Here is a 26,079-nt window from a genome sequence, read left to right as displayed (position 1 = left end):
GCGGCCTCCAGGAATTCGTAAGGCATAATTATTTAACTATATGAAGAACATACGTAACTTTTCGATCATTGCTCACATTGACCACGGTAAGTCGACGCTGTCTGACCGTATTATCCAGATTTGCGGTGGCCTGTCTGATCGTGAAATGGAAGCCCAGGTTCTGGACTCCATGGACCTGGAACGCGAACGCGGCATCACCATTAAAGCGCAGAGCGTCACGCTCGATTACAAAGCCGCTGACGGTGAAACCTACCAACTTAACTTTATCGACACCCCAGGCCACGTTGACTTCTCCTATGAAGTGTCCCGTTCGCTGGCGGCCTGTGAAGGCGCGCTGCTGGTGGTTGATGCCGGGCAGGGCGTAGAAGCCCAGACGCTGGCCAACTGCTATACCGCGATGGAAATGGATCTCGAAGTGGTGCCGGTACTGAACAAAATCGACCTGCCAGCCGCCGACCCTGAGCGCGTAGCGGAAGAGATTGAAGATATCGTCGGCATTGATGCGACCGATGCGGTGCGCTGCTCGGCGAAAACCGGCGTCGGCGTGACGGACGTACTGGAACGTCTGGTGCGTGACATCCCGGCTCCGGAAGGCGATGCCGATGGCCCGCTGCAGGCGCTGATCATCGACTCCTGGTTCGATAACTACCTCGGCGTTGTCTCGCTGGTGCGTATTAAAAACGGTACCATGCGTAAAGGCGACAAGATTAAAGTGATGAGCACCGGCCAGGTCTATAACGCAGACCGTCTGGGGATCTTCACGCCAAAACAGGTTGACCGTACCGAACTGAAATGCGGCGAGGTAGGCTGGCTGGTTTGTGCCATCAAAGACATCCTCGGCGCACCGGTGGGCGATACCCTGACCCAGGCACGTAACCCGGCAGATAAAGCGCTGCCAGGCTTTAAAAAGGTGAAACCGCAGGTTTATGCGGGTCTGTTCCCGGTCAGCTCCGATGATTACGAGAACTTCCGTGATGCGCTCGGCAAGCTGAGCCTGAACGATGCTTCCCTGTTCTATGAGCCAGAAAGCTCAACGGCGCTGGGCTTCGGTTTCCGCTGCGGCTTCCTCGGCCTGCTGCACATGGAGATCATCCAGGAGCGTCTGGAGCGTGAATACGATCTGGATCTGATCACCACCGCACCGACGGTCGTCTACGAAGTAGAAACCACCTCGAAAGAGGTTATCTACGTCGACAGCCCGTCCAAGCTGCCGCCGCTGAACAATATTCATGAGCTGCGCGAGCCGATCGCGGAGTGTCACATGCTGCTGCCGCAGGAGTTCCTGGGTAACGTCATCACGCTGTGTATCGAAAAACGCGGCGTACAGACCAACATGGTTTACCACGGTAACCAGGTAGCGCTGACCTATGAAATCCCGATGGCAGAAGTGGTGCTCGACTTCTTCGACCGCCTGAAGTCCACCTCCCGCGGCTATGCGTCGCTGGATTACAACTTCAAACGCTTCCAGGCCTCTAACATGGTGCGTGTGGACGTGCTGATCAACAGCGAGCGCGTCGATGCGCTGGCGCTGATCACCCACAACGACAATGCTCCGTATCGCGGTCGCGAGCTGGTCGAGAAGATGAAAGAGCTCATCCCTCGCCAGCAGTTCGACATTGCGATCCAGGCGGCGATTGGCAACCACATCATCGCCCGTTCGACGGTGAAACAGTTGCGTAAAAACGTTCTGGCAAAATGCTATGGCGGCGACGTCAGCCGTAAGAAAAAGCTGCTCCAGAAGCAGAAAGAAGGTAAGAAGCGTATGAAGCAGGTCGGTAACGTCGAGCTGCCGCAGGAAGCTTTCCTCGCCATTCTGCACGTGGGTAAAGACGGAAAATAATCCTTTAAGGAGTTGGCATGGCGAACATGTTTGCCCTGATCCTGGTGATTGCCACCCTGGTGACGGGGCTGTTGTGGTGTCTGGATAAGTTTATCTTTGCCCCGAAACGTCGCGAACGTCAGGCCGCCGCACAGGCGGCCACGGGCGACCAGTTAGATCCAAAAACCCTGAAAAAAGTCAGCCCTAAGCCGGGCTGGCTGGAAACGGGCGCTTCGGTCTTTCCGGTGCTGGCGATTGTGCTGGTGGTGCGTTCATTTATCTATGAACCTTTCCAGATCCCATCCGGTTCGATGATGCCAACGCTGCTGATCGGTGATTTTATTCTGGTGGAGAAGTTTGCCTACGGCATTAAAGATCCGATCTACCAGAAAACGCTGATCGAAACAGGTCATCCGAAACGTGGCGATATCGTGGTGTTTAAATATCCGGACGATCCGCGTCTGGATTACATCAAACGCACCGTGGGCGTGCCGGGCGATAAGGTCACTTATAATCCGGTCTCCAAAGAGGTGACGGTTCAGCCTGGCTGCAGTTCCGGTACGGCTTGCGGAAGCGCGCTGGCGGTCACTTACTCCGGCGTTGAGCCAAGCGACTTTGTGCAGACGTTTGCCCGTCGTAACGGCGGCGAAGCCACCAGCGGATTCTTCCAGCTGCCGAAAGGCGAGACCAAAGAGAACGGTATTCGTCTGAACGAGCGTAAAGAGACGCTGGGTGATGTGACGCACCGTATCCTGACCGTCTCCATCGCTCAGGATCAGCTGGGGATGTACTATCAGCAGCAGGGGCAGCAGCTGGCGACCTGGATTGTGCCGCCGGGACACTACTTCATGATGGGTGATAACCGCGACAACAGCGCGGACAGCCGTTACTGGGGCTTTGTGCCGGAAGCGAATCTGGTCGGTAAAGCGACCACCATCTGGATGAGCTTTGAGAAACAGGAAGGCGAATGGCCGACCGGCGTACGCTTAAATCGTATTGGCGGCATCCATTAATTCCTGATAAATGAGCACGTAGTCTCTTTAATTAGAGGCTACGTGAATTATTTAGGTGATAAATCTCTTCTGACTAACGACAACCCCTGTCGTTGCGTATAGAATATTCCCCCGAAGTTTAAGGTTGGCGCTGATTCAGTGCCACGGCACACGAAACCGCGTTGGCTTTTTCAGGACGGTTTCGTGTGCTGCATTTTTGACGCATTTATTCTATTGGTATCGCATGAACCCCATCGTAATTAATCGGCTTCAACGGAAGCTGGGCTACACTTTTCAGCATCAGGAGTTGTTGCAACAGGCATTAACCCATCGCAGTGCCAGCAGCAAACATAATGAGCGACTCGAATTCCTGGGCGACTCCATTTTAAGTTTTGTTATTGCGAATGCGCTTTATCACCGTTTCCCGCGCGTGGACGAAGGTGATATGAGCCGTATGCGCGCAACGCTGGTACGTGGCAATACGCTTGCCGAAATTGCCCGTGAGTTTGAACTGGGTGAGTGCCTGCGACTCGGGCCTGGCGAACTGAAAAGCGGCGGCTTCCGTCGTGAATCTATTCTCGCGGATACCGTCGAAGCGTTAATCGGTGGCGTTTTCCTCGACAGCGATATCCAGACGGTTGAGCAGCTGATCCTGAACTGGTATCAGTCGCGTCTGGATGAAATCAGCCCGGGTGATAAACAGAAAGATCCAAAAACCCGTTTGCAGGAGTACCTGCAGGGTCGCCATCTGCCGCTGCCATCCTATCTGGTGGTGCAGGTACGTGGCGAAGCACACGATCAGGAATTTACCATCCATTGCCAGGTCAGTGGCCTGAGTGAACCGGTGGTTGGCACAGGTTCAAGCCGTCGTAAGGCGGAACAGGCTGCCGCCGAACAGGCGTTAAAAATGCTGGAGCTGGAATGAGCGAAGAAAAGAGTTACTGCGGTTTTATTGCCATCGTCGGACGTCCGAACGTTGGCAAATCGACCCTGCTGAATAATCTGCTGGGTCAGAAGATTTCCATCACCTCCCGTAAGGCGCAGACCACCCGTCACCGTATCGTCGGGATCCATACCGAAGGGGCGTATCAGGCGATTTATGTCGATACCCCGGGTCTGCATATGGAAGAGAAGCGCGCCATTAACCGTCTGATGAACAAGGCGGCGAGCAGCTCTATCGGTGACGTTGAGCTGGTGATTTTCGTGGTCGAAGGCACCCGCTGGACGGCCGACGACGAGATGGTGCTGAACAAGCTGCGCGACGGCAAAGTGCCGGTGATCCTCGCGGTCAACAAAGTTGATAACGTGCAGGAAAAAGCCGATCTGCTGCCGCATCTGCAGTGGCTGGGTAGCCAGATGAACTTCCTCGATATCGTTCCGCTCTCTGCCGAGACTGGTCTGAACGTGGACACCATCGCGGGCATCGTGCGTAAGCACCTGCCGGAAGCGATCCATCACTTCCCGGAAGATTACATCACTGACCGTTCTCAGCGCTTTATGGCGTCTGAAATCATCCGTGAAAAGCTGATGCGTTTCCTCGGCGCTGAACTGCCGTACTCCGTGACCGTGGAGATCGAACGTTTCCAGACCAACGAGCGCGGCGGATACGATATCAACGGGCTGATCCTCGTTGAGCGCGAAGGGCAGAAGAAGATGGTAATTGGCAACAAAGGTGCCAAGATCAAAACCATCGGCATTGAAGCCCGTAAAGACATGATGGAAATGTTCGAAGCCCCGGTTCACCTGGAGCTGTGGGTGAAAGTGAAATCTGGCTGGGCCGATGACGAGCGCGCGCTGCGTAGCCTCGGTTACGGCGACGACGTTTAAGTCAAAACAACGTGGATGGATGGCAGCGTGCCTTTGTCCTTCACAGCCGTCCGTGGAGCGAAACCAGCCTGATGCTGGACGTCTTCACGGAAGAGTCAGGCCGCGTGCGCCTTGTTGCCAAAGGCGCACGTTCCAAACGTTCTAACCTGAAGGGCGCTCTGCAACCCTTTACACCTTTGCTGGTACGCTTTAGCGGGCGTGGGGAAGTGAAAACCCTGCGCAGTGCTGAAGCCGTCTCTCTGGCGCTCCCCCTCTCTGGTATTACGCTGTACAGCGGTCTGTATGTGAACGAGCTGATCACGCGCGTTCTTGAACATGAGACCCGCTTCTCTGAACTCTTTTTCGACTATCTGCACTGTCTGCAGGCGCTGGCGGGCGCAACCGGCTCGCCGGAACCGGCGCTGCGTCGCTTTGAGCTGGCGCTGCTCGGCCATCTGGGATACGGCGTCGATTTTCTGCACTGTGCGGGCAGCGGCGATCCGGTCGAAGACACCATGACCTACCGCTATCGTGAAGAGAAGGGCTTTATTGCCAGCGTTGTCATCGACAACAGCACCTTCACCGGACGGGATCTGCGGGCGCTGGCGGAGCGTGAGTTTCCCGACGTCAGCACCCTGCGGGCGGCAAAACGCTTTACCCGCATTGCGCTCAAGCCGTATCTTGGTGGCAAGCCTTTAAAGAGCCGCGAATTATTCCGGCAGTTTATGCCGAAACGTTAGACCACAGAACAAAAGAAATCCGAGGATTGTCATGGCTGAATTACTGTTAGGCATCAACATTGACCACATTGCCACCCTGCGTAACGCACGCGGCACGGCATATCCGGATCCGGTTCAGGCGGCATTTATCGCCGAGCAGGCGGGGGCCGATGGTATTACCGTGCACCTGCGCGAAGATCGCCGCCACATCACCGATCGCGACGTTCGCATCCTGCGCCAGACCCTGGACACCCGCATGAATCTGGAGATGGCCGTCACCGAAGAGATGCTGGCGATCGCTGTCGAGACCAAACCGCACTTCTGCTGCCTGGTGCCGGAAAAGCGTCAGGAAGTGACCACCGAGGGCGGGCTGGACGTGGCCGGTCAGCTCGATAAGATGCGTGACGCCTGCAAACGCCTGGCCGATGCCGGGATCCTGGTGTCGCTGTTTATCGATGCCGATGAAGCGCAGATCAAAGCCGCCGCCGACGTTGGCGCGCCGTTCATCGAGATCCATACCGGCTGCTACGCCGATGCCGAAGACGAAGCCACTCAGGCAAAAGAGCTGGATCGCATCGCCAGAGCGGCCACCTATGCGGCCGGTCTGGGTCTTAAGGTCAATGCCGGCCACGGCCTGACCTACCATAACGTCAAAGCCATTGCCGCCATCCCGGAGATGCACGAGCTGAACATCGGCCATGCGATTATCGGTCGCGCGGTGATGAGCGGTCTGAAAGAGGCGGTGGCAGAGATGAAGCGTCTGATGCTGGAAGCCCGCAAGTAATGGCCATTCTCGGCTTAGGCACGGATATCGTTGAGATTGCCCGTATCGAAGCGGTGATCGCCCGTAGCGGCGATCGCCTTGCCCGCCGGGTGCTCAGCGATAACGAATGGGCCATCTGGGAGACGCACCAGCAGCCGGTGCGTTTTCTTGCCAAACGTTTTGCGGTGAAGGAGGCGGCGGCGAAAGCATTCGGCACCGGGATCCGCAACGGCCTGGCCTTTAATCAGTTTGAAGTGTTTAACGATGAGCTGGGCAAACCTCGCCTGCGGCTGTGGGGCGAGGCGTTAACGCTGGCGGAAAAGCTGGGCGTGGCGCATATGCACGTCACGCTGGCCGATGAACGCCATTACGCCTGCGCCACGGTGATAATCGAAAGTTAAATCTTATCCGCATGGTGCATCAGGACAAATTTGTCCCACAGCTGCTCTTCGGATTCAGAATGTGCCGGATCTTTCAGGATAGTATTGGGGATTGGGCACACCTTCTGGCAGGTTGGCGTTTCATAATGACCAATGCATTCGGTGCAGCGGTCGCTGTTAATCTCATAAATGCTGTCCCCCATTGAAATCGCCTGGTTCGGGCATTCAGGTTCGCACATATCGCAATTGATGCATTTTTTGGTGATTAACAGCGCCATCAGGAAATTCTCAGAAACAACACAAACAGGGCGGGCATTATACGCTCGGTCATTCCCTGCTCAAACCAGTTTTTTTACCAGCGCCTCACTGTGGCGGATGCGTTCCGGAGCCCGCTCCAGATCCTGCTGAACCAGCGCCATAAACAGCAGGTCGGTCAGCATCATCTGCGCGCTGGTGGAGGAGATGGCCGCGCTGCGGGTGGCCTGCTCTTCGGCAATGGTGTACAGACAGCGGGTGGCCCGCTGCTGCAGCGCATTGGGGGTAAAGCCGGTAATTGCCAGGATTTTCCCACCCACGCGCAGGGCTTCATCGGCGGCAAGGTTAATCTCGCGACGTTCGCCGGTATAGGAGATGGCCAGCAGCAGATCGTCAGGCGCCATCGCCTGCACGGTGGCCAGCAGGGCGTGCATATCCTGTTCGACAATGGCGATCAGGCCGATCTTGTTCAGCTTCCAGCCAAAATTACGCGCTACCAGCCCTGAAGCGCCGATCCCGGTGAGGATCACCCGCCGCGCCGCGTGCAGCATGGCGACGCTTTCCAGCAGTTTCTCTTCGCTGTTGACGTCCAGCGTGGCGTGCATCGCCGCGACGTTCTCCTTGATCAGCTTTTCACCTACCAGACGCATCGGATCGTCGCCGCGGATCTGGTTGTGCACCGGCATGGATTGCGGATTCGGGTTGCTGGCCAGGGCTTCGCTCAGCGCCAGCTTCAGCGCCGGGAAGCCTTTAAAGCCAATTTTTTGCGCGAATTTAACCACGCTGGACTGGCTCACGCCCGCCTCGCTTGCCAGCTGCTGGGAGCTCAGATGGCGGGCGCGATCGGGCTGGGTGAGCAAAAAGTCCGCCAGCTTCTTATCGCTCTGGGCAAAACCCGCGTATCGCTGGCGGATACGAATTAAACAGTTCATAAGGACTCCTGGCGAAATGTGATGACTGCAGCAAATGCGAATTCTGCTCGCCTGAATGAATTTTATATTCCATTATAATGCGACTATTATGAATTAAAAATTCTTGAGGCACAAAAAAATGAATCTTGGCTCACTGGTATCAGAATCCCGCAATCCACAAACCCTGGATCTCGACGCGCTCTCCACGCTTGAGCTGGTTAATCGCTTTAACCAACAGGATACGCTGGTCGCGCAGGCAGTGAAAGAGACATTGCCCGAGGTGGCGAAAGCCGTGGACGCAGCCGCCGAGGCGCTGAAAGCGGGCGGACGCATTATCTACATGGGGGCGGGCACCAGCGGGCGTCTTGGGGTGCTGGACGCCTCCGAATGTCCGCCGACTTTTGGCGTGCCGCATGGCCTGGTCATCGGCCTGATTGCCGGTGGCCCGGGAGCGCTGCTGAAGGCGGTGGAAGGGGCCGAGGACAGCAAGCAGCTTGGGGAAGACGATCTCAAAGCCCTCAACCTGACCGCGCAGGATCTGGTGGTCGGACTGGCGGCCTCCGGGCGCACACCGTACGTGATTGGCGGCCTTGAGTACGCGAACCAGACCGGCTGCACCACCGTGGCGATCTCCTGTAATCCGGGCTCACCGATTGCTCAGGTCGCTGCTATCGCTATCTCGCCGGTTGTCGGCCCGGAGGCGTTGACCGGCTCCACCCGCCTTAAATCCGGCACCGCGCAAAAGCTGGTGCTGAACATGATCTCCACCGGTGCGATGGTGAAGTTCGGCAAGGTCTACCAGAACCTGATGGTGGACATGAAAGCCACCAACGTGAAGCTCATCGACCGGGCCTGCCGCATGGTGGTGGAAGCCACCGGCACCACGCGCGAAGAGGCGGAAGAGGTATTGAAACAGACCGGGTATGACGTCAAACCGGCGATTCTGATGATCTTAAGCGGGCTGGATGCCGCGGCGGCGCGCGCCAGGCTCGACGCGCATCAGGGATTCTTACGTGCGGCATTAGAAAACTAAAGAGGCGTACATGGAAAAAACAGCAGCCCTCGCCAGCGATATCCTTGCGGGTATAGGCGGGCAGAACAATATCCGGCGTCTGGAAAACTGCATGACGCGGGTGCGGGTGGAAGTTCAGGATGATGACAAGCTTGATCTGGCGCGGCTGAAAAAACTGCCCGGCGTCAGCGGCTACGTGAAGCAGGGGGAGCAGCATCAGCTGATCGTCGGCCCCGGCAAGGCCGCGCAGGTGGTGGATGCCATGCGTTCGCTGATGGGCGGGGCGGTGATGGATGATGCCGAGCGCACCAAAGCGCAGGCGAAGGCCAAATATAAAGCCCCGATGAGCGACGCGCTGCGCCAGCTGGCCAACGTCTTCATACCGCTGATCCCGGCCTTTATTGCCTCGGGGCTGATCACCGGGATCATCAATATCCTTAAACGCCCGGACATTGTCGGCGACTTCGCGACCCACTATCCGAACCTGCTGGGGATCCTCGGCATTTTCGGCAGCGCGGTCTTTGCCATCATGAACATTCTGGTGGGGGTGAACACCGCCAAAGTGTTTGGCGGCTCGCTGGCAATGGGCGGGGTGATGGCGGGGATCCTCTCCAGCCCACAGCTGGCGCAGATCACCCTGTTTGGTGAAGCGCTGCAGCCGGGGCGGGGTGGGGTGATCGCCGTGCTGCTGGTGGTGGTGTTGATGTGCTGGATCGAGAAACGGCTGCGCAATATCCTGCCGGGCTCGCTGGAGCTAATCTTCAATCCGCTGCTGACCACCTTAATCACCGGCAGCGTGGCGATTATTGCTCTACAACCGCTGGGTGGCGTGATATCCGAATCTATCGCCCATGGAGCCTCCTGGGCTATCGATCGCGGGGGATTCCTCGTGGGTGGGGTTCTCTCGGGCACCTTCCTGCCGCTGGTGTTAACCGGCTTACATCAGGGCCTGGTGCCGATCCACGTTGAGCTGGTGCAGGCGCATGGCTATAACGCGCTGCTGCCTATTCTGGCGATGGCCGGTGTGGGGCAGATCGGCGCGGCGATTGCGGTGCTGATGAAAACCCGTAATGAACGCCTGAAAAAGGTGATCAAAGGGGCGCTGCCGGTCGGGCTGCTGGGGATCGGTGAACCGCTGATTTTCGGCGTCACCCTGCCGCTGGGCAAGCCGTTTATCGGCGCCTGTCTTGGCGGCGCGGTTGGTGGGGCGCTCATCAGTTACTGGAAAGTGGCGACCGTAATCACCTTTGGTATTTCCGGATTACCGCTGGCATTAACCATCGTGACCGGAAAAGTCATGCTCTATCTGTTAGGCTATTTGGTAGCGGTGATCGCCGGGTTCCTGTTTACCTGGCTGTTAGGGTTCAACGATCCAGAGGAGTAAGGTTTGGCCAATCACGAGCGTCGCGTAGTCTTTTTTGATCTGGACGGAACGCTGCATCAGCAGGATATGTTCGGCACTTTTATGCGCTATTTGCTGCGCCGACAGCCCCTGAATGCCCTGCTCGTGTTACCCCTGCTCCCCATCATCGGCGGCGCGTTGCTGATTAAAGGCCGCGCCGCCCGCTGGCCGATGAGCCTGCTGCTGTGGGGCTGCACCTTCGGCCACAGCGAAGCGCGGCTCAGACAGCTGGAGAAAGAGTTTGTCACCTGGTTTCGCGGGCATGTCACCGCCTTCCCGGTGGTGCAGGAGCGGCTCACCAACTACCTCAACGCCAACGATGCCGACATCTGGCTGATCACCGGTTCGCCGCAGTCGCTGGTCGAGCAGGTCTATTTCGATACCCCCTGGCTGCCGCGCGTCAACCTGATCGCCACCCAGATGGGGCGCGCCTGGGGTGGCTGGGTGCTGACCATGCGCTGCCTCGGCCACGAGAAGGTGGTGCAGCTGGAGAAAAAAATCGGCACCCCGCTGCGGCTCTACAGCGGCTACAGCGACAGCAAGCAGGACAACCCCCTTCTGTACTTCTGCCAGCACCGCTGGCGCGTCACGCCCCTGGGCGAACTTCAGCAACTGGAATGATTTTGTGATTATGCATAGCGGGTGTGTATAATGCGCCCGCTTTTCAGACTGGAGTATGCTGCGTTGTCCGACCCTGAACTTAATCATGAATACTGGATGCGCCATGCGCTCCAGCTTGCCAAACGTGCCTGGGAAGAGGGCGAAGTCCCGGTGGGCGCCGTGCTGGTCCACAATAACCAGGTCATTGGCGAAGGCTGGAACCGCCCGATTGGGCGTCACGATCCCACCGCCCACGCCGAAATCATGGCCCTGCGCCAGGGCGGGCTGGTGTTGCAAAACTACCGCCTGCTGGACACAACGCTTTATGTCACCCTTGAACCCTGCGTGATGTGCTCCGGCGCGATGATCCACAGCCGGATTGGCACGGTGGTGTTTGGCGCGCGGGATGAAAAAACCGGGGCGGCAGGTTCGCTGCTGGACGTGCTCAGACATCCCGGCATGAACCATCAGGTTAATGTGTTGGGAGGGGTGCTGGCACCAGCGTGTTCGGAGATGCTAAGTGAGTTCTTTCGAATGCGGCGTCAGCAGAAAAAGAGACAAAAGGCAGAATCGAAGTTATCGGGCGAGTAAGCTCGTCCGGCGACACCACTGGATAGCTTTGTGCCAGCTGCTGTGCCGCCTGCGCCTCTCGCTCTTTCTCCATCAGATACCCTACCAGGCTTATCTGATATTTGCGGATATTCTCCACGTAGGCGTACGCCTCGTGGCCGCGCGCATAGCCATAGGTTAATTTGTCGTAATACGGCTTCTGGCTCAGCAGCGGCAGGCGCTGTTTAACGTCTGCCCAGCTGTCGGGATTACCTTTGGTTTTTGCCGTCAGGGCGCGGGCATCAATCATATGGGCATACCCCATGTTGTAGGCCGCCAGTGCAAACCAGATCCGCTCCTCTTCCGGTACCGTCTCCGGTACCTTAGCCATCATATCCTGCAGATAACGTGCGCCGCCGCTGATGCTCTGCTCGGCGTCGGTGCGGTCGGTCAGGCCCAGGCTCTGGGCGGTGTTTTTGGTCAGCATCATCAGGCCGCGTACGCCGGTGGGTGAGGTGGCCAGCGCATCCCAGTGCGACTCCTGATACGAGATGGCCGCCAACAGGCGCCAGTCGATCTCCTGGGCGTACTTCTCAAACAGCGGCTGCAGGTCCGGCAGCACGTTATCCACCGCCCGCAGGAAGCTGCGGGTATCGACATAGTCGAAGTCATCCCCGTGGCCGAGGTATTTCTCCTCCAGACGCGCCAGGGTGCCGTCCTCATTCATCCCGTTGAAGAAATCGAGCATCGCGGCGGAGAGCGTCTGGTCGCCATCGAGGGGGGCTGAACCAGGTAACGGGCTGCTCGTCTGTAACGTCCAGCGCCACCGCCAGCTCCGGGTGGACACGCTGGAACAGGCTGATAGCGACCGAATCTGCGATGGTGTAGGGCAGTTTGCCGTCGGTGACCTGCTCGAGCAGCGCCGTGGTGCCCTGCTTCTCATCCACCGTCCAGCTGAGGTTGGGGTACTTCTTCTCTTTCAGCGCCCGCAGGTCATCAATCACCACATGACCCGGGGCGACGGTAAGCTGCTCGGCGGTGAGGCTGGCAAGGTTACGCGGGCGCAGGCTGCCGACGCGATAGACCAGCTGCTGCGACACGGAGTAATAGGTGGGGCCGGGCTGGTAGTTCTTGCTGCGCTCGCTGTTGTAGACCAGACCGGCGGCCAGCATATCGGCATCGTCATTATCCAGATCGTCAAACAGCTGGCTGATGTTCTGACGTACGGTAATTTTAAGCTTCACGCCCAGGTAGTCAGCAAAGTGCTGCGCCAGTTCATAATCCAGGCCAATCACTTTGTTGTTGATCGCGCTGTAGGTCAGCGGCGAGGACAAGGTACTGACGCGCAGCTCCCCCCCGCGCCTGAATAGCGGCGATACGGTTTTCGGCTTTGCCGAACCAGGGGATTGAAGGCCACAGGGCCGCTGCCAGCAGCAAGGTCACTATGCCGATGAACAGATAATTAATCTTTAATTTTTTCAATAAGTTGATTCTATGTGCTGTCTATTGTTCTGGTTAGTATTGGCCATAGTAAAAACAAGTATTACCAAAGATTTCGCGGCATTTTGCGCAAAGTAACGCCACTTGGCAACTTATTAGCGGGAAAGGCAACACCGATGGTTAAATGGCAACGTCGATTTTATTACGACGCAAACGGTTTCGTCGGCGCTCAGGATCCACTATAATGGCGCCCGTTTTCCCCCTTGCGCACACTGTAAGCGCCTCCGGCGCTTCGAAGACGAGAGACTTATGATGGAAATTCTGCGTGGTTCGCCTGCACTGTCTGCCTTCCGTATCAACAAACTGCTGGCACGTTTTCAGGCGGCCGACCTTCCGGTAAGCAATATTTACGCTGAGTATGTCCATTTTGCTGACCTGAATGCTCCCTTAACGGCAGAGGATTTGGTCCGGCTTGAGCGCCTGCTGAAGTACGGCCCAAGCCTGAGCAGCCATACCCCGAACGGTAAACTTCTGCTGGTTACGCCTCGTCCGGGCACCATCTCCCCCCTGGTCTTCTAAAGCAACCGACATCGCCCGCAACTGTGGTCTGAGCCAGATTGACCGTCTGGAGCGCGGCGTGGCGTATTACGTTGAAGCCTCTACCCTGACCGACGCCCAATGGGCCGTTGTAGCAGCCGAACTGCACGATCGCATGATGGAGAGCGTGTTTGCCTCTCTGGACGACGCACAGCAGCTCTTCTCTCACCATCAGCCTGCCCCCGTCCAGAGCGTGGACCTGCTGGGTGAGGGCCGTCAGGCGCTGATTGACGCCAACCTGCGTCTGGGCCTGGCGCTGGCCGAAGATGAAATCGACTACCTGCAGGATGCGTTCGTTAAGCTGAACCGCAACCCGAACGACATCGAACTCTATATGTTCGCCCAGGCTAACTCCGAGCACTGCCGCCACAAGATCTTTAACGCCGACTGGGTTATCGACGGCGAGCAGCAGCCGAAGTCGCTGTTCAAAATGATCAAAAACACCATGGAGAAAACCCCTGACCACGTGCTGTCTGCCTATAAAGACAACGCCGCGGTAATGGAGGGTTCCGAGGTGGGCCGCTTCTTCGCCGATCGCGAAGCAGGGCGCTATGACTTCCACCAGGAGCCTGCGCATATCCTGATGAAAGTCGAAACCCATAACCACCCGACGGCGATCTCGCCGTGGCCGGGTGCGGCAACCGGCTCCGGCGGTGAAATCCGTGACGAAGGCGCAACCGGTCGTGGCGCTAAGCCAAAAGCGGGTCTGGTGGGCTTCTCCGTCTCCAACCTGCGTATCCCGGGCTTCGAACAGCCGTGGGAAGAAGATTTCGGTAAGCCGGAACGTATTGTTACCGCGCTGGACATCATGACCGACGGCCCGCTGGGCGGCGCGGCCTTTAACAACGAATTTGGTCGTCCGGCCCTGAACGGTTACTTCCGTACCTATGAAGAGAAAGTGGAGAGCCACAACGGCGAAGAGCTGCGCGGCTACCACAAACCGATCATGCTGGCGGGCGGGATCGGCAACATTCGTGCCGATCACGTGCAGAAAGGCGAGATCGTGGTGGGTGCGAAGCTGATCGTCCTCGGCGGCCCGGCGATGAACATCGGTCTGGGCGGTGGGGCGGCCTCCTCAATGGCCTCCGGTCAGTCTGATGCGGATCTCGATTTCGCCTCCGTACAGCGCGACAACCCTGAGATGGAGCGCCGCTGTCAGGAAGTGATCGACCGCTGCTGGCAGCTGGGCGACGCCAATCCGATCCTGTTTATCCACGACGTGGGCGCGGGCGGTCTCTCTAACGCCATGCCGGAGCTGGTAAGCGACGGCAACCGCGGCGGCCGCTTCAACCTGCGCGACATCCTGAGCGATGAGCCAGGCATGAGCCCGCTGGAGATCTGGTGTAACGAATCTCAGGAGCGCTACGTGCTGGCCGTTGCTCCGGATCAGCTGCCGCTGTTTGATGAGCTGTGCCGCCGCGAGCGCGCGCCGTACGCGGTGATCGGTGAAGCCACCGAAGAGATGCATCTCTCCCTGAGCGATACCCACTTCGACAACCAGCCGATTGACCTGCCGCTGGACGTGCTGCTGGGCAAAACGCCGAAGATGACCCGCGACGTACAGACCCGCAAAGCCAGCGGCAAAGCCCTTGACCTGCAGGGTGTGACCGTTGCCGAGGCGGTTAACCGCGTTCTGCATCTCCCGGCCGTGGCGGAGAAAACCTTCCTCGTCACCATCGGCGACCGTACCGTGACCGGCATGGTTGCCCGCGATCAGATGGTTGGCCCGTGGCAGGTGCCGGTGGCGAACTGCGCGGTGACCACTGCCAGCCTCGACAGCTACTACGGTGAAGCGATGGCGCTGGGCGAACGCTCCCCGGTTGCCCTGCTGGACTTCGCCGCCTCTGCCCGTCTGGCCGTAGGTGAAGCGCTGACCAACATCGCCGCTACCCAGATTGGCGACATCAAACGCATCAAGCTCTCCGCGAACTGGATGGCCGCAGCCGGTCACCCGGGTGAAGACGCCGGGCTGTACGAAGCGGTGAAAGCGGTGGGCGAAGAACTCTGCCCGGCGCTGGGCCTGACCATTCCGGTGGGCAAAGACTCTATGTCGATGAAAACCCGCTGGCAGGAAGGCAGCGAGCAGCGTGAGATGACCTCGCCGCTGTCGCTGGTCATTACCGCGTTTGCCCGTGTGGAAGATGTGCGTCATACCATCACGCCACAGCTTACAACTGAAGACAACGCCCTGCTGCTGATTGACCTGGGTAAAGGTCATAACGCGCTGGGGGCCACCGCGCTGGCGCAGGTTTACCGCCAGCTGGGTGACAAGGCGGCAGACGTGCGCGACGTGGCGCAGCTGAAAGGCTTCTACGACGCTATTCAGGCGCTGATTGCTCAACGCAAACTGCTGGCCTACCACGACCGTTCCGACGGCGGCCTGCTGGTTACCCTGGCCGAGATGGCCTTCACCGGCCACTGCGGCGTGGAAGCCAACATTGCCAGCCTGGGCGACGATCGTCTGGCGGCGCTGTTCAACGAAGAGCTGGGCGCGGTAATTCAGGTGCGTGCAGCGGATCGCGAGGCGGTGGAAGCGCTGCTGGCGCAGCACGGTCTGGGCGACTGCGTACATTATCTGGGTAAAGCGGTGACCGGGGATCGCTTTGTTATCGAGGCCAACGGTCAGGCCGTCTTTGCCGAAAGCCGCTCCACGCTGCGCATGTGGTGGGCTGAAACCACCTGGCAGATGCAGCGTCTGCGCGACAACCCGGCCTGCGCCGATCAGGAACACGAGGCGAAAGCCAACGACCAGGATCCGGGTCTGAACGTCAAGCTGTCCTTCGACATCAACGAAGACATTGCCGCGCCGTATATCGCGAAGAGCGCCCGTCCGAAAGTGTCCGTTCTGCGTGAGCAGGGCGTGAACTCCCACGTCGAGATGGCGGCCGCCTTCCACCGTGCCGGCTTCGATGCCATCGACGTCCATATGAGCGACCTGCTGGCAGGCCGTACCGGTCTGGCCGATTTCCAGGCGCTGGTGGCATGCGGCGGCTTCTCTTACGGCGACGTGCTGGGGGCAGGCGAGGGCTGGGCGAAATCCATCCTCTTCAACGACCGCGTCCGCGATGAGTTCGAAACCTTCTTCCACCGTCCGCAGACCCTGGCCCTGGGCGTCTGTAACGGCTGCCAGATGATGTCGAACCTGCGCGAGCTGATCCCGGGCAGCGAAGCCTGGCCGCGCTTTGTGCGTAACCAGTCCGACCGCTTCGAAGCGCGTTTCAGCCTGGTAGAAGTGACCCAGAGCCCATCTCTGCTGCTGCAGGGGATGGTGGGATCGCAGATGCCAATCGCCGTGTCTCACGGTGAAGGTCAGGTTGAAGTGCGTAATGCCGCGCATCTGGCGGAACTGGAGAGCAAAGGCCTGGTGGCGCTGCGCTTTGTCGATAACTTCGGTAAAGTCACGCAGACCTACCCGGCGAACCCGAACGGCTCAGCCAACGGTATCACCGCGGTGACCAGCGAAAGCGGTCGCGTGACGGTGATGATGCCGCACCCTGAGCGCGTGTTCCGCACCGTCAGCAACTCCTGGCACCCGGAGAACTGGGGCGAGGACAGCCCGTGGATGCGCATCTTCCGCAACGCGCGTAAGCAGTTGGGTTAAGAGATCGTTGTTGTGCCCGGTGGCGCTTCGCTTACCGGGCCTACAAAGGCCGGTTGAGTTTTGTAGGCCGGGCAAACGCAGTGCCGCTCGGCATTTCTCTGGTGTCGCAAATGTGCGACAACCCTCACATATTGATGTCGTCAATTGGCGACATTTAACTTATTGATATTTATAGAGCCGATAATAACCCTGTAAGGGTGTTGCTAATAAGCGACAGATAGCCTGCAAATCATCCTTTCCGCACCTGCAGTAAATCCCTATAAAACCTTATATAAATTAACAATTTAATATTTTTATTTGCAATATGGCACATCTGTTGCATAATAATAACCAGTGGCTCATTCACCCTCTTATGTCAGCCCCTTCGGGACGCGCTACATAAACTTCGAATGACGCACAAAAAGGTGCCTGCCGTCCAACTACTGATCATAGCGCTGCTTTATCAGACCCAGGGCGAAACGTCGAGTTAGGCACCGCCTCATTCCATAACAAAGCCGGGTTTTTAACCCGGCTTTGTTGTATCTGAAGGGTTGTCCAGCTAGCATCCTCTTACCCCCTCGTAACAGAGAGTAATGCGTTGAAACGCTGGCCTGTTTTTCCTCGCTCCTTGCGACAGTTAGTCATGATGGCATTCCTGCTGATCCTGCTGCCTCTGCTGGTCCTGGCATGGCAGGCATGGCAGAGCCTGAACGCCCTCAGCGCCCAGGCGGCGCTCACCAACCGTACCACCCTGATTGATGCCCGCCGCAGCGAGGCGATGACCAATGCCGCCCTGGAGATGGAGCGCAGCTACCGGCAGTATTGCGTGCTCGACGACAGAACCCTGGCGCGGGTGTATCAGAATCAGCGTAAGCGCTACAGCGAAATGCTCGATGCCCATGCCGGCGTGCTGCCGGACGATAAGCTCTATCAGGCCTTACGCCAGGATATCAACGCGCTGGCACAGCTCCAGTGCCTTAACAGCGGCCCCGATGCGATGTCTGCCATGCGGCTGGAGGCTTTTGCCAACGCCAATACCGAGATGGTGCAGGCAACCCGGGCAGTGATCTTCTCCCGCGGGCAGCAGCTCCAGCAGGAGATTGCCGAGCGCGGCCAGTTCTTCGGCTGGCAGGCGCTGGTGCTGTTTCTGGTCAGCCTGGTCTTAGTTCTCCTCTTCACCCGCATGATTATCGGCCCGGTAAAGGGCATTGAGCGGATGATCAACCGGCTGGGGGGAGGGGCGCTCGCTGGGCAATACCGTGGTCTTTACCGGCCCGCGCGAGTTGCGCTCGGTCGGGCAACGCATCATCTGGCTCTCTGAGCGGCTGGCGTGGCTCGAATCCCAGCGCCACCAGTTTCTACGCCATATCTCCCACGAACTGAAAACCCCGCTCGCCAGCATGCGCGAGGGGACCGAACTGCTGGCCGACGAGGTCGCCGGGCCGCTGACGCCGGAGCAGGGAGAGATTGTGGAGATCCTCGATGCCAGCAGCCGCAATCTGCAAAAACTGATTGAGCAACTGCTCGACTACAACCGCAAGCTGGCCGACGGCATTCCCGAGCTGGAGCGCGTCGAGCTGGCCCCGCTGGTGGAAATGGTGCTCTCCGCCCATAGCCTGCCTGCACGGGCTAAAATGATGCATACTGAACTGGCACTTTCGACGCCCGCCTGTTTAGCTGAACCCATGCTGCTGATGAGCGTGCTGGATAATCTTTATTCCAACGCGGTGCACTATGGCATTGAATCCGGTACCATTTATGTTCGCAGTTTTACGCGCGGCTCGCGAGTCTGTATCGATGTCGCCAACACCGGAAACCCGATCCCCGACGATGAAAAAACGATGATCTTCGAACCCTTTTTCCAGGGGGAGCCATCAACGCAAAGGGGCGGTTAAGGGAAGCGGTCTGGGGCTGAGCATCGCCCGCGACTGCATTCGTCGTATGCAGGGAGAGCTTAATCTTGTCAATGACGACCGTACCGATGTCTGTTTTCGCATCGAACTGCCGCTTGAGTCGGAAAAATCACTGAAATGAATCTAAGTCTGGTGAGTATGTCACACGTCTTTTCCCGCGCCATTAACGCGGTATTTTCCGGCCACTTTATCCGCCTGAGTCTTCCCTGCCTGCTGCTGGCCGGCTGCGTCACCCACGCACCCGCTCCAACGATTAGCGACAAGCAGGATGAAAAATTGCCTGAACATCAGCTGGCGGACTTCCTCTCTACGGACTGCAATAATATCTGGCAGCTTCACGGTCAGGAGACCGACAGCAACCCGCTTTTCTGGCTGCGCGGCATGGACTGCGCGGATCGTCTCTCACCCGCGGCCGCGCGCGCAGAGGCGCGGGGCTGGACCGATGACACCTGGCAGGAGAGCTTTAAACGCGGACTCCTGCTGGCGAATGCCAAAATTAACCCGGTGGAGCGGCGAGAGTTGACCACCCGGCTGGATGCGCTGAGCCCGCAAATCCCGGCCCAGGTGCGCCCGCTGTATCAGCTCTGGCGACACGGGCAGGTACTGCAGCTGCAGCTGGCGGAGGAGCGCTCCCGCTACGGCAAGTTACAGCAGACGACCGACGGTGAGCTGGATACCCTGCGCCAGCAGCAGCAATATTTACGCACGCAGCTGGATACCACCACCCGGAAGCTGGAAAACCTGACCGATATTGAACGGCAGCTCTCCACCCGCAAGCCGGTCAGTAACTATCTGCCGGATGCGCCGAAAGCCGCCGATGGCGACGCGACGGTGCCGGACAGCGATACCCCGAAACAAGAGGACGTAAAGCCATGACAAGCCGAAAACCTGCACATCTTTTGCTGGTGGATGATGACCCCGGCTTGCTGAAGCTGCTGGGTATGCGTCTGGTGAGCGAGGGCTTCAGCGTGGTGACCGCCGAGAGCGGTCAGGAAGGGCTGAAGGTGCTGGGACGCGAGAAGATCGATCTGGTCATCAGCGACCTGCGGATGGATGAAATGGACGGCATGCAGCTGTTCACTGAGATCCAGAAGCTGCAGCCCGGCATGCCGGTCATTATCCTTACCGCTCACGGTTCGATTCCCGATGCCGTGGCGGCCACCCAGCAGGGGGGTCTTCAGCTTCCTCACCAAGCCGGTGGACAAAGACGCGCTCTATAAAGCGATTGACGATGCGCTGGAGCACGCCGCGCCGTCCGGGGATGAGACCTGGCGGGAGACGATTGTCACCCGCAGCCCGATTATGCTGCGACTGCTGGAGCAGGCGCGGATGGTGGCGCAGTCCGATGTCAGCGTGCTGATTAACGGCCAGAGCGGCACCGGGAAGGAGATCCTCGCCCAGGCGATCCACAACGCCAGCCCGCGCGGCAAAAACGCCTTTATCGCCATCAACTGCGGGGCGCTGCCCGAGCAGCTGCTGGAATCGGAGCTGTTTGGTCACGCGCGCGGGGCCTTTACCGGGGCGGTCAGCAGCCGGGAAGGGCTGTTCCAGGCCGCTGAAGGCGGGACCTTATTCCTCGATGAAATTGGCGATATGCCGGCCCCCCTGCAGGTCAAACTGCTGCGCGTGCTGCAGGAGCGCAAGGTCAGGCCGCTCGGCAGCAACCGCGATATCGACATCAACGTGCGCATTATCTCCGCCACCCACCGGGATCTGCCCAAGGCGATGGCGCGCAACGAGTTCCGTGAAGACCTCTTCTATCGTCTCAACGTCGTCAACCTGAAGATCCCGGCGCTGGCGGAGCGGGCAGAAGATATTCCGCTGCTGGCCACCCAGCTGTTGCGCCAGTCCGCCGAGCGGCATAAGCCCTTTGTGCGGGCCTTCTCCACCGACGCCATGAAGCGGCTGATGACCGCCAGCTGGCCCGGTAACGTGCGTCAGCTGGTGAACGTGATTGAGCAGTGCGTGGCGCTCACCTCCTCGCCGGTGATCAGCGATGCGCTGGTGGAGCAGGCGCTGGAGGGAGAGAACACCGCCTTGCCGACCTTCGTCGAGGCCCGCAACCAGTTTGAGCTTAACTACCTGCGTAAGTTACTGCAGATCACCAAAGGCAACGTTACCCACGCCGCGCGAATGGCCGGACGTAACCGCACCGAGTTTTATAAGCTGCTGTCGCGCCACGAGCTGGAAGCAAACGATTTTAAAGAGTGATGCGCTAAATTCCGCCTGAATATGATACTGTGAGCAACCGATTACGAGGCAGCTGACAGGCATAAGTTTAAGGACCACCATGAAAAAGATTGATGCGATTATTAAACCTTTCAAACTGGATGATGTACGTGAAGCGCTGGCGGAAGTCGGCATCACCGGTATGACGGTGACAGAGGTGAAAGGCTTTGGTCGTCAGAAGGGCCACACTGAACTGTACCGTGGCGCGGAATACATGGTCGATTTCCTGCCGAAGGTAAAAATTGAAATCGTGGTGTCGGACGACATCGTGGAGACCTGCGTGGATACCATTATCCGCACCGCGCAGACCGGCAAAATCGGTGACGGTAAAATCTTCGTCTTTGACGTGTCGCGCGTGATCCGTATCCGTACCGGCGAAGAAGACGACGCCGCGATTTAACATTGCTAACGGTTTTGTAGGCCGGGTAAGGCGCAGCCGCCACCCGGCGAAAAAAAGCCCCTCGTGAGAGGGGCTTTTTTGCATTACAGCACCTTATGCGGGCCGAAGCATTCGTAGTGAATGTTGTCTTTGTTAACGCCCAGCTCAACCAGCTGCGCCGCGGCATACTGCATAAAGGCTACCGGGCCACAAACGTAGAACTGCATCTCCGGGGCGTGGAACTGCTCTTTATGCTGGCTTAACGCCATCAGGCCTTCGCTGTCAAAGCGGGCTGCGGCACGGTCGTCATCCGACGGCAGGCGATACCAGGTATGGGCGGTAAAGTGCGGCAGCCCGGCAGCCAGGGATTTCACTTCATCAGAAAACGCATGTACTTCGCCATTCTCTGCGGCGTGGAACCAGTTGACCTGGGCTTTATGCTGCGATTTCGCCAGGGTATCCAGCATCGCCAGCATTGGCGTCTGGCCGACACCGGCGGAGATCAGCGTCACCGGGGTATTGGCATCCACCGCCATAAAGAAATCGCCCGCCGGCGCGGCCAGATGCACCACGTCACCGACGCGGGCTTCGTCATGCAGCCAGGTTGAGACCTGACCGCCTTCCTCGCGTTTCACCGCAATGCGATAGCCTTTGCCGTTTGGCTTGCGGGTCAGGGAGTACTGGCGGATCTCCTGATGCGGGAAGCCTTCCGGTTTCAGCCACACGCCCAGATACTGGCCCGGCTGGTAATCGGCAACCGGCTGGCCGTCGACCGGCTCAAATTCAAAGCTGGTGATAAGCGCACTGCGCGGCGTTTTTTCCACAATACGGAAGGCGCGGGTGCCTTCCCAGCCGCCGTTCTTGCTGGCGTTTTCGCTGTAGATCTGCGCTTCACGGTTGATAAACACGTTAGCCAGCACGCCGTAGGCTTTGCCCCATGCGTCCAGCACTTCCTGGCCCGGGCTGAACATCTCATCCAGGGTCGCCAGCAGATGGCTGCCAACAATGTTGTACTGCTCGGGTTTGATCTGGAAGCTGGTATGTTTCTGGGCGATTTTTTCCACCGCTGGCAGCAGCGCCGGCAGGTTCTCGATATTGCTGGCGTACGCGGCAATGGCGTTGAATAACGCTTCACGCTGATCGCCGTTGCGCTGGTTGCTCATGTTGAAAATCTCTTTGAGCTCCGGGTTGTGCGCGAACATACGATCGTAAAAATGGGCGGTGAGTTTAGGGCCGGTTTCAACCAGCAGGGGAATAGTGGATTTAACGGTCGCGATGGTTTGTGCGTCTAACATAGCAGCTTCCTTCAAATGTTACTTTAATGATGTATTTTATATGCATCTTATAAAAAATAACCCTGCTTTGTAAATGGTTCTTTGCAACTTGAATTAACTGCATCACAAACCTGAAAAGAAATCCGTTTTACCCGGTGAGTGCGTTATTGCTCAAACCCTTGCGTGGCGGGTAGGTAAACGTTTGCGTAAAATCGTTTGTCAAGACCTGTTATCACTCTGCTAATCAGTTATACTGTTGCCCGTCGTCCAACTGGACCGCCTTTTTCAGGCAAAAATTTACTTGTTAGCTGAGTCAGGAGATGCGGATGTTAAAGCGTGAAATGAACATTGCCGATTATGATGCCGAACTGTGGCAGGCTATGGAGCAGGAAAAAGTACGTCAGGAAGAGCACATCGAACTGATCGCCTCCGAAAACTACACCAGCCCGCGCGTGATGCAGGCGCAGGGCTCTCAGCTGACCAACAAATACGCTGAAGGTTACCCGGGCAAGCGCTACTACGGCGGTTGCGAATACGTTGATATCGTTGAGCAGCTGGCGATCGACCGTGCCAAAGAGCTGTTTGGCGCAGACTACGCTAACGTGCAGCCGCACTCCGGCTCTCAGGCTAACTTCGCTGTTTACACCGCGCTGCTGCAGCCGGGCGACACCGTTCTGGGTATGAACCTGGCGCAGGGCGGTCACCTGACTCACGGCTCCCCGGTTAACTTCTCCGGCAAACTGTACAACATCATCCCTTACGGTATTGATGAGACCGGTAAAATTGACTACGAAGACATGGCGAAGCAGGCCAAAGAGCACAAACCGAAGATGATCATCGGTGGCTTCTCTGCTTACTCCGGCGTGGTTGACTGGGCAAAAATGCGTGAAATCGCCGACAGCATCGGTGCTTACCTGTTCGTCGACATGGCGCACGTTGCCGGTCTGATCGCCGCAGGCGTTTACCCGAACCCGGTTCCACACGCCCACGTGGTCACCACCACGACTCACAAAACCCTGGCAGGTCCACGCGGTGGCCTGATCCTGGCGAAGGGCGGCGACGACGATCTGTATAAAAAACTGAACTCTGCGGTATTCCCAAGCGCGCAGGGCGGCCCGCTGATGCACGTGATCGCGGCGAAAGCCGTGGCGCTGAAAGAAGCGATGGAGCCTGAGTTCAAGGTTTACCAGCAGCAGGTTGCTAAGAACGCTAAAGCGATGGTGGAAGTGTTCCTGAACCGTGGCTACAAAGTGGTCTCCGGCGGCACTGAAAACCACCTGTTCCTGCTGGATCTGGTTGATAAAAACCTGACCGGTAAAGAAGCTGACGCTGCCCTGGGCCGCGCCAACATCACCGTTAACAAGAACAGCGTACCAAACGATCCGAAGAGCCCGTTCGTGACCTCCGGTATCCGTATCGGTTCTCCGGCTGTGACTCGCCGCGGCTTTAAAGAAGCGGAAGTGAAAGAGCTGGCTGGCTGGATGTGTGACGTGCTGGACAACATCAACGACGAAGCCGTTATCGAACGCGTGAAGGCCAAAGTGCTGGATATCTGCGCGCGCTTCCCGGTTTACGCATAATTCTGCCCGGCAGAACAAAAAGGCCGCGCATGCGGCCTTTTTTTATGGCTAACGGCGGTCGATGGAGATAGCCCCCGGCCCGGCGACCGCCAGCAGGAGAAATCCGCCGGCGATACTGATGTTCTTGAAGAAGTTAATCATGTTGGGCATCACCGCGTCGCCGCTCATATCCCAGTAGTGGTGACCAATCACCGCCGTACCCAGGGTATAAAAGACGAACAGCACCGCCAGCGGACGGGTAAAAAAGCCGAGCACGATCAGAATCGCGGCGGGCACTTCCATGATCACCGCCACAATGGCCGCCAGCGTCGGCATCGGAGCGCCCAGCTTCGCCATATATTGCACCGTGCCGTCGAAACCGAACATTTTTGGCACACCGAAAATAATAAACAGGGCGATGAGGGCGAGACGGGCGATCAGCAGGATCAGCGCCCGGGACTGACCAAAATCGAAATACCGTAGTGTGTTCATAGCAGGCTCGTTGTGGGTGGGATTTATCTTAAAGCTAATACACAAAATGCCGGCCCGCCATTCAGCTTTTCTTCATAAATCAGGCGTTAGACTGATGTAAATTTGCCTGACTGCGGCATCTTCCCCTCAGCCTGCCTCCAGCGCATCCTCCACAAACAGATAACCAATACCGATGATCTGCTGCTGTCGGGTCAGGCCGCCAAAGGCGATTTCCGTTTGCCGGTTGCGCACGGCGTCCCCCTGATCGAAGGGGGTAAAACCAATCTGGCGATTAATGGTCTGCAGCCAGCGCTCGCCAAAGGCGCAGCTGCGGCCGTAGAACCAGATTTGGTTGATGTTGAGGATGTTGAGCAGATTGTAGAGCGTCAGGCCGATGGCGTTGGCGGCCTCGTCTGCCCAGCGCTGAATATTGGCATCACCCTGACGCCAGGCGTCAAGCAGCTGCAGGCTGGTGAGGGTGTCCGGGTCGAGACTCAGGGAGCCGGGCTGGGATTTCAGCCACAGCCGCGCCTGTTTTTTGAGGGCCGACAGGGAGGCGACCGTCTCCAGGCAGCCGTATCGCCCACAGGCGCAGGCCACGCCGTCGCGATCGAAAATAGTGTGGCCAATCTGCCCGCTGCCGTTCAGCGTCCCGCGATAGACTTGGCCGTTAATGACGAACGAGGAGCCGATGCCGTAATCGACGTTAATCACACAAAAATCGTCGCGGTTGGCCGGGTTTTGCCATTTTTCCGCCAGCGCCAGCATTACGCAGTCGTTATCCACCATCACCGTGATGCCCAGCTTCTCTTCCAGCAGATACTTAATCTCGATCGGTTTTTTCCAGGGTGCCTGGGGCATGATCTGGGACACCCCGGTGGCGGTATCCACCTGGCCGTGGATCCCGAGCGCCAGATTGATCCGCTGCCCTGGCCAGCGTTTACGCTGCTGCTGCCACAGGCCTTCGATGGCCTGCAACAACGCCTCTGGCGTGCGGGCGTTAACGTCGGTCCAGGTAAAATCGCCCAGCGGCGACATGCGCCCGTCGATCAGCTGGCTCTCTATGCTGGTGGGGCTGACATTCATGCAGAGTATCAGTGGGCCCTCATCGGGGATCTGATAATGGCCGCTGTTCATCCCCCGGGTGCTGAGATTTTCACTGGAATGCCCCAGCTTTTTATCGGCTACCAGCTCGTCCAGAATTTTACTCACGGCGGGGATCGACAGCCCTGTGTGCTGCGCCAGCTGCGATTTACTCAGGCGCTTGTAGCGCCAGATCAGCGCCATGATCGTGCGTCGGTTATGCTGCCGCACCCGCTGGTTGTTCAGACCGGCTATCTGCATTTCACTAAACTCCGTTAATAGTATTGCGTGAGCATTACGCAATCAGCGCGCTGAATTCCTCTCTACACTGCCATCTTATCGCTTT

General features: G+C 58.0%; 19 protein-coding genes and 4 pseudogenes. 17 read left to right on the top strand and 6 right to left on the bottom strand.

Annotated elements, in window-relative coordinates:
- Positions 1-40: 40 nt before the first annotated feature.
- The 7 genes from lepA to acpS all read left to right on the top strand — a co-directional run bounded on the left by lepA (position 41) and on the right by acpS (position 6,500).
- Positions 41-1,840 (top strand): translation elongation factor 4, encoded by a 1,800-nt coding sequence (gene lepA, locus AAHB66_RS17240; RefSeq protein WP_347113765.1) that lies wholly within the window; start codon positions 41-43, stop codon positions 1,838-1,840.
- A 17-nt stretch (positions 1,841-1,857) separates the two neighbouring features.
- A complete protein-coding gene (gene lepB, locus AAHB66_RS17235) occupies positions 1,858-2,832 on the top strand; it encodes a signal peptidase I (protein ID WP_337013898.1) in 975 nt (324 codons plus the stop codon).
- Between the two features lie 223 nt (positions 2,833-3,055).
- Positions 3,056-3,736 carry a ribonuclease III gene (rnc, locus tag AAHB66_RS17230; RefSeq protein WP_032613175.1) on the top strand — a complete coding sequence of 227 codons (681 nt, stop codon included), beginning with the start codon at positions 3,056-3,058 and terminating at the stop codon, positions 3,734-3,736.
- The gene (era, locus tag AAHB66_RS17225) at positions 3,733-4,638 is read left to right on the top strand and encodes a GTPase Era (RefSeq protein ID WP_347113763.1); all 906 of its coding nucleotides are present in this window, start codon (positions 3,733-3,735) and stop codon (positions 4,636-4,638) included. Before rnc ends, era begins: the two co-directional genes overlap by 4 nt.
- An 11-nt stretch (positions 4,639-4,649) precedes the next feature.
- Positions 4,650-5,357: a DNA repair protein RecO gene (recO, locus tag AAHB66_RS17220; RefSeq protein WP_347113762.1), complete on the top strand. Its 708-nt coding sequence runs from the start codon at positions 4,650-4,652 to the stop codon at positions 5,355-5,357.
- Positions 5,358-5,388: 31 nt separating this feature from the next.
- A complete protein-coding gene (pdxJ, locus tag AAHB66_RS17215) occupies positions 5,389-6,120 on the top strand; it encodes a pyridoxine 5'-phosphate synthase (protein ID WP_347113760.1) in 732 nt (243 codons plus the stop codon).
- Entirely contained in the window at positions 6,120-6,500 is a 381-nt protein-coding gene (acpS, locus tag AAHB66_RS17210; RefSeq protein ID WP_337013907.1) for a holo-ACP synthase, read from the top strand. The genes pdxJ and acpS overlap by 1 nt, the downstream gene beginning before the upstream one ends.
- Here the strand turns inward: acpS and AAHB66_RS17205 are convergent.
- A complete protein-coding gene (locus AAHB66_RS17205; RefSeq protein ID WP_106994567.1) occupies positions 6,497-6,757 on the bottom strand; it encodes a YfhL family 4Fe-4S dicluster ferredoxin in 261 nt (86 codons plus the stop codon). The two genes, acpS and AAHB66_RS17205, sit on opposite strands and share 4 nt — an antisense overlap.
- 60 nt (positions 6,758-6,817) lie before the next feature.
- Entirely contained in the window at positions 6,818-7,666 is an 849-nt protein-coding gene (locus tag AAHB66_RS17200) for a MurR/RpiR family transcriptional regulator (protein WP_142486731.1), read from the bottom strand.
- Positions 7,667-7,784: 118 nt separating this feature from the next.
- Between AAHB66_RS17200 and murQ the strand changes: the two genes are divergently transcribed.
- The 4 genes from murQ to tadA are packed head-to-tail and all read left to right on the top strand — an operon-like array spanning position 7,785 to position 11,250.
- On the top strand, positions 7,785-8,678 hold the full coding sequence (gene murQ / locus AAHB66_RS17195; RefSeq protein ID WP_347113759.1) for an N-acetylmuramic acid 6-phosphate etherase: 894 nt from the start codon (positions 7,785-7,787) through the stop codon (positions 8,676-8,678).
- A gap of 10 nt (positions 8,679-8,688) precedes the next feature.
- Entirely contained in the window at positions 8,689-10,041 is a 1,353-nt protein-coding gene (locus tag AAHB66_RS17190; RefSeq protein ID WP_347113758.1) for a PTS transporter subunit EIIC, read from the top strand.
- Positions 10,042-10,044: 3 nt separating this feature from the next.
- Positions 10,045-10,680: a phosphatidylglycerophosphatase C gene (yfhb, locus tag AAHB66_RS17185; RefSeq protein ID WP_347113757.1), complete on the top strand. Its 636-nt coding sequence runs from the start codon at positions 10,045-10,047 to the stop codon at positions 10,678-10,680.
- Positions 10,681-10,710: 30 nt separating this feature from the next.
- Complete coding sequence (gene tadA, locus AAHB66_RS17180) at positions 10,711-11,250, top strand: tRNA adenosine(34) deaminase TadA (protein WP_347113756.1); 540 nt, start codon at positions 10,711-10,713, stop codon at positions 11,248-11,250.
- On the opposite strand, the pseudogene mltF reads toward tadA, so the two are convergent.
- Positions 11,132-12,690: pseudogene (mltF, locus tag AAHB66_RS17175) on the bottom strand (membrane-bound lytic murein transglycosylase MltF). The gene tadA and the pseudogene mltF overlap by 119 nt on opposite strands.
- A gap of 267 nt (positions 12,691-12,957) precedes the next feature.
- On the opposite strand from mltF, the pseudogene purL reads away from it, so the two are divergent.
- The 5 genes and pseudogenes from purL to glnB all read left to right on the top strand — a co-directional run bounded on the left by purL (position 12,958) and on the right by glnB (position 21,367).
- Positions 12,958-16,846: pseudogene (gene purL / locus AAHB66_RS17170) on the top strand (phosphoribosylformylglycinamidine synthase).
- A 577-nt stretch (positions 16,847-17,423) separates the two neighbouring features.
- Positions 17,424-18,859: pseudogene (gene qseE / locus AAHB66_RS17165) on the top strand (two component system sensor histidine kinase QseE/GlrK).
- On the top strand, positions 18,856-19,614 hold the full coding sequence (gene qseG / locus AAHB66_RS17160; RefSeq protein ID WP_347113754.1) for a two-component system QseEF-associated lipoprotein QseG: 759 nt from the start codon (positions 18,856-18,858) through the stop codon (positions 19,612-19,614). The pseudogene qseE and the gene qseG overlap by 4 nt, the downstream one beginning before the upstream one ends.
- Positions 19,611-20,949, top strand: a pseudogene (gene glrR / locus AAHB66_RS17155) (two-component system response regulator GlrR). Before qseG ends, glrR begins: the two are co-directional and overlap by 4 nt.
- Before the next feature lie 79 nt (positions 20,950-21,028).
- Positions 21,029-21,367, top strand: a complete 339-nt coding sequence (gene glnB, locus AAHB66_RS17150) for a nitrogen regulatory protein P-II (protein WP_039029746.1) — start codon at positions 21,029-21,031, stop codon at positions 21,365-21,367.
- A gap of 83 nt (positions 21,368-21,450) precedes the next feature.
- Here glnB and hmpA read toward each other — a convergent pair whose 3' ends face one another.
- Positions 21,451-22,641 (bottom strand): NO-inducible flavohemoprotein, encoded by a 1,191-nt coding sequence (gene hmpA / locus AAHB66_RS17145; RefSeq protein WP_347113752.1) that lies wholly within the window; start codon positions 22,639-22,641, stop codon positions 21,451-21,453.
- 305 nt (positions 22,642-22,946) lie between these two features.
- Between hmpA and glyA the strand changes: the two genes are divergently transcribed.
- A complete protein-coding gene (glyA, locus tag AAHB66_RS17140; protein WP_166183378.1) occupies positions 22,947-24,200 on the top strand; it encodes a serine hydroxymethyltransferase in 1,254 nt (417 codons plus the stop codon).
- A gap of 48 nt (positions 24,201-24,248) precedes the next feature.
- On the opposite strand, the gene AAHB66_RS17135 is transcribed toward glyA, so the two are convergent.
- Together AAHB66_RS17135 and AAHB66_RS17130 are read right to left on the bottom strand one after the other, a co-directional pair.
- Complete coding sequence (locus AAHB66_RS17135) at positions 24,249-24,671, bottom strand: DoxX family protein (protein WP_347113750.1); 423 nt, start codon at positions 24,669-24,671, stop codon at positions 24,249-24,251.
- Between the two features lie 126 nt (positions 24,672-24,797).
- Positions 24,798-25,994: an ROK family transcriptional regulator gene (locus tag AAHB66_RS17130; protein WP_347113748.1), complete on the bottom strand. Its 1,197-nt coding sequence runs from the start codon at positions 25,992-25,994 to the stop codon at positions 24,798-24,800.
- Positions 25,995-26,079 lie beyond the last annotated feature (85 nt).

It is taken from the genome of Leclercia sp. S52 (assembly GCF_039727615.1).
Classification (GTDB): Bacteria; Pseudomonadota; Gammaproteobacteria; order Enterobacterales; family Enterobacteriaceae; genus Enterobacter; species Enterobacter adecarboxylatus_B.
Note: the sequence above shows the minus strand (reverse complement) of the source record. Positions and strands in the feature narration are given on the sequence as shown.

What these genes read in the sequence shown, in the direction of transcription:
- acpS (WP_337013907.1), top strand. Translation starts at nt 6,120, where the DNA reads ATGGCCATTCTCGGCTTAGGCACGGATATCGTTGAGATTGCCCGTATC.
- qseG (WP_347113754.1), top strand. Translation starts at nt 18,856, where the DNA reads ATGAATCTAAGTCTGGTGAGTATGTCACACGTCTTTTCCCGCGCCATT.
- lepB (WP_337013898.1), top strand. Translation starts at nt 1,858, where the DNA reads ATGGCGAACATGTTTGCCCTGATCCTGGTGATTGCCACCCTGGTGACG.
- AAHB66_RS17190 (WP_347113758.1), top strand. Translation starts at nt 8,689, where the DNA reads ATGGAAAAAACAGCAGCCCTCGCCAGCGATATCCTTGCGGGTATAGGC.
- murQ (WP_347113759.1), top strand. Translation starts at nt 7,785, where the DNA reads ATGAATCTTGGCTCACTGGTATCAGAATCCCGCAATCCACAAACCCTG.
- era (WP_347113763.1), top strand. Translation starts at nt 3,733, where the DNA reads ATGAGCGAAGAAAAGAGTTACTGCGGTTTTATTGCCATCGTCGGACGT.
- AAHB66_RS17135 (WP_347113750.1), bottom strand. Translation starts at nt 24,671, where the DNA reads ATGAACACACTACGGTATTTCGATTTTGGTCAGTCCCGGGCGCTGATC.
- lepA (WP_347113765.1), top strand. Translation starts at nt 41, where the DNA reads ATGAAGAACATACGTAACTTTTCGATCATTGCTCACATTGACCACGGT.
- AAHB66_RS17130 (WP_347113748.1), bottom strand. Translation starts at nt 25,994, where the DNA reads ATGCAGATAGCCGGTCTGAACAACCAGCGGGTGCGGCAGCATAACCGA.
- pdxJ (WP_347113760.1), top strand. Translation starts at nt 5,389, where the DNA reads ATGGCTGAATTACTGTTAGGCATCAACATTGACCACATTGCCACCCTG.
- AAHB66_RS17205 (WP_106994567.1), bottom strand. Translation starts at nt 6,757, where the DNA reads ATGGCGCTGTTAATCACCAAAAAATGCATCAATTGCGATATGTGCGAA.
- glyA (WP_166183378.1), top strand. Translation starts at nt 22,947, where the DNA reads ATGTTAAAGCGTGAAATGAACATTGCCGATTATGATGCCGAACTGTGG.
- tadA (WP_347113756.1), top strand. Translation starts at nt 10,711, where the DNA reads ATGCGCCCGCTTTTCAGACTGGAGTATGCTGCGTTGTCCGACCCTGAA.
- hmpA (WP_347113752.1), bottom strand. Translation starts at nt 22,641, where the DNA reads ATGTTAGACGCACAAACCATCGCGACCGTTAAATCCACTATTCCCCTG.
- AAHB66_RS17200 (WP_142486731.1), bottom strand. Translation starts at nt 7,666, where the DNA reads ATGAACTGTTTAATTCGTATCCGCCAGCGATACGCGGGTTTTGCCCAG.
- rnc (WP_032613175.1), top strand. Translation starts at nt 3,056, where the DNA reads ATGAACCCCATCGTAATTAATCGGCTTCAACGGAAGCTGGGCTACACT.
- glnB (WP_039029746.1), top strand. Translation starts at nt 21,029, where the DNA reads ATGAAAAAGATTGATGCGATTATTAAACCTTTCAAACTGGATGATGTA.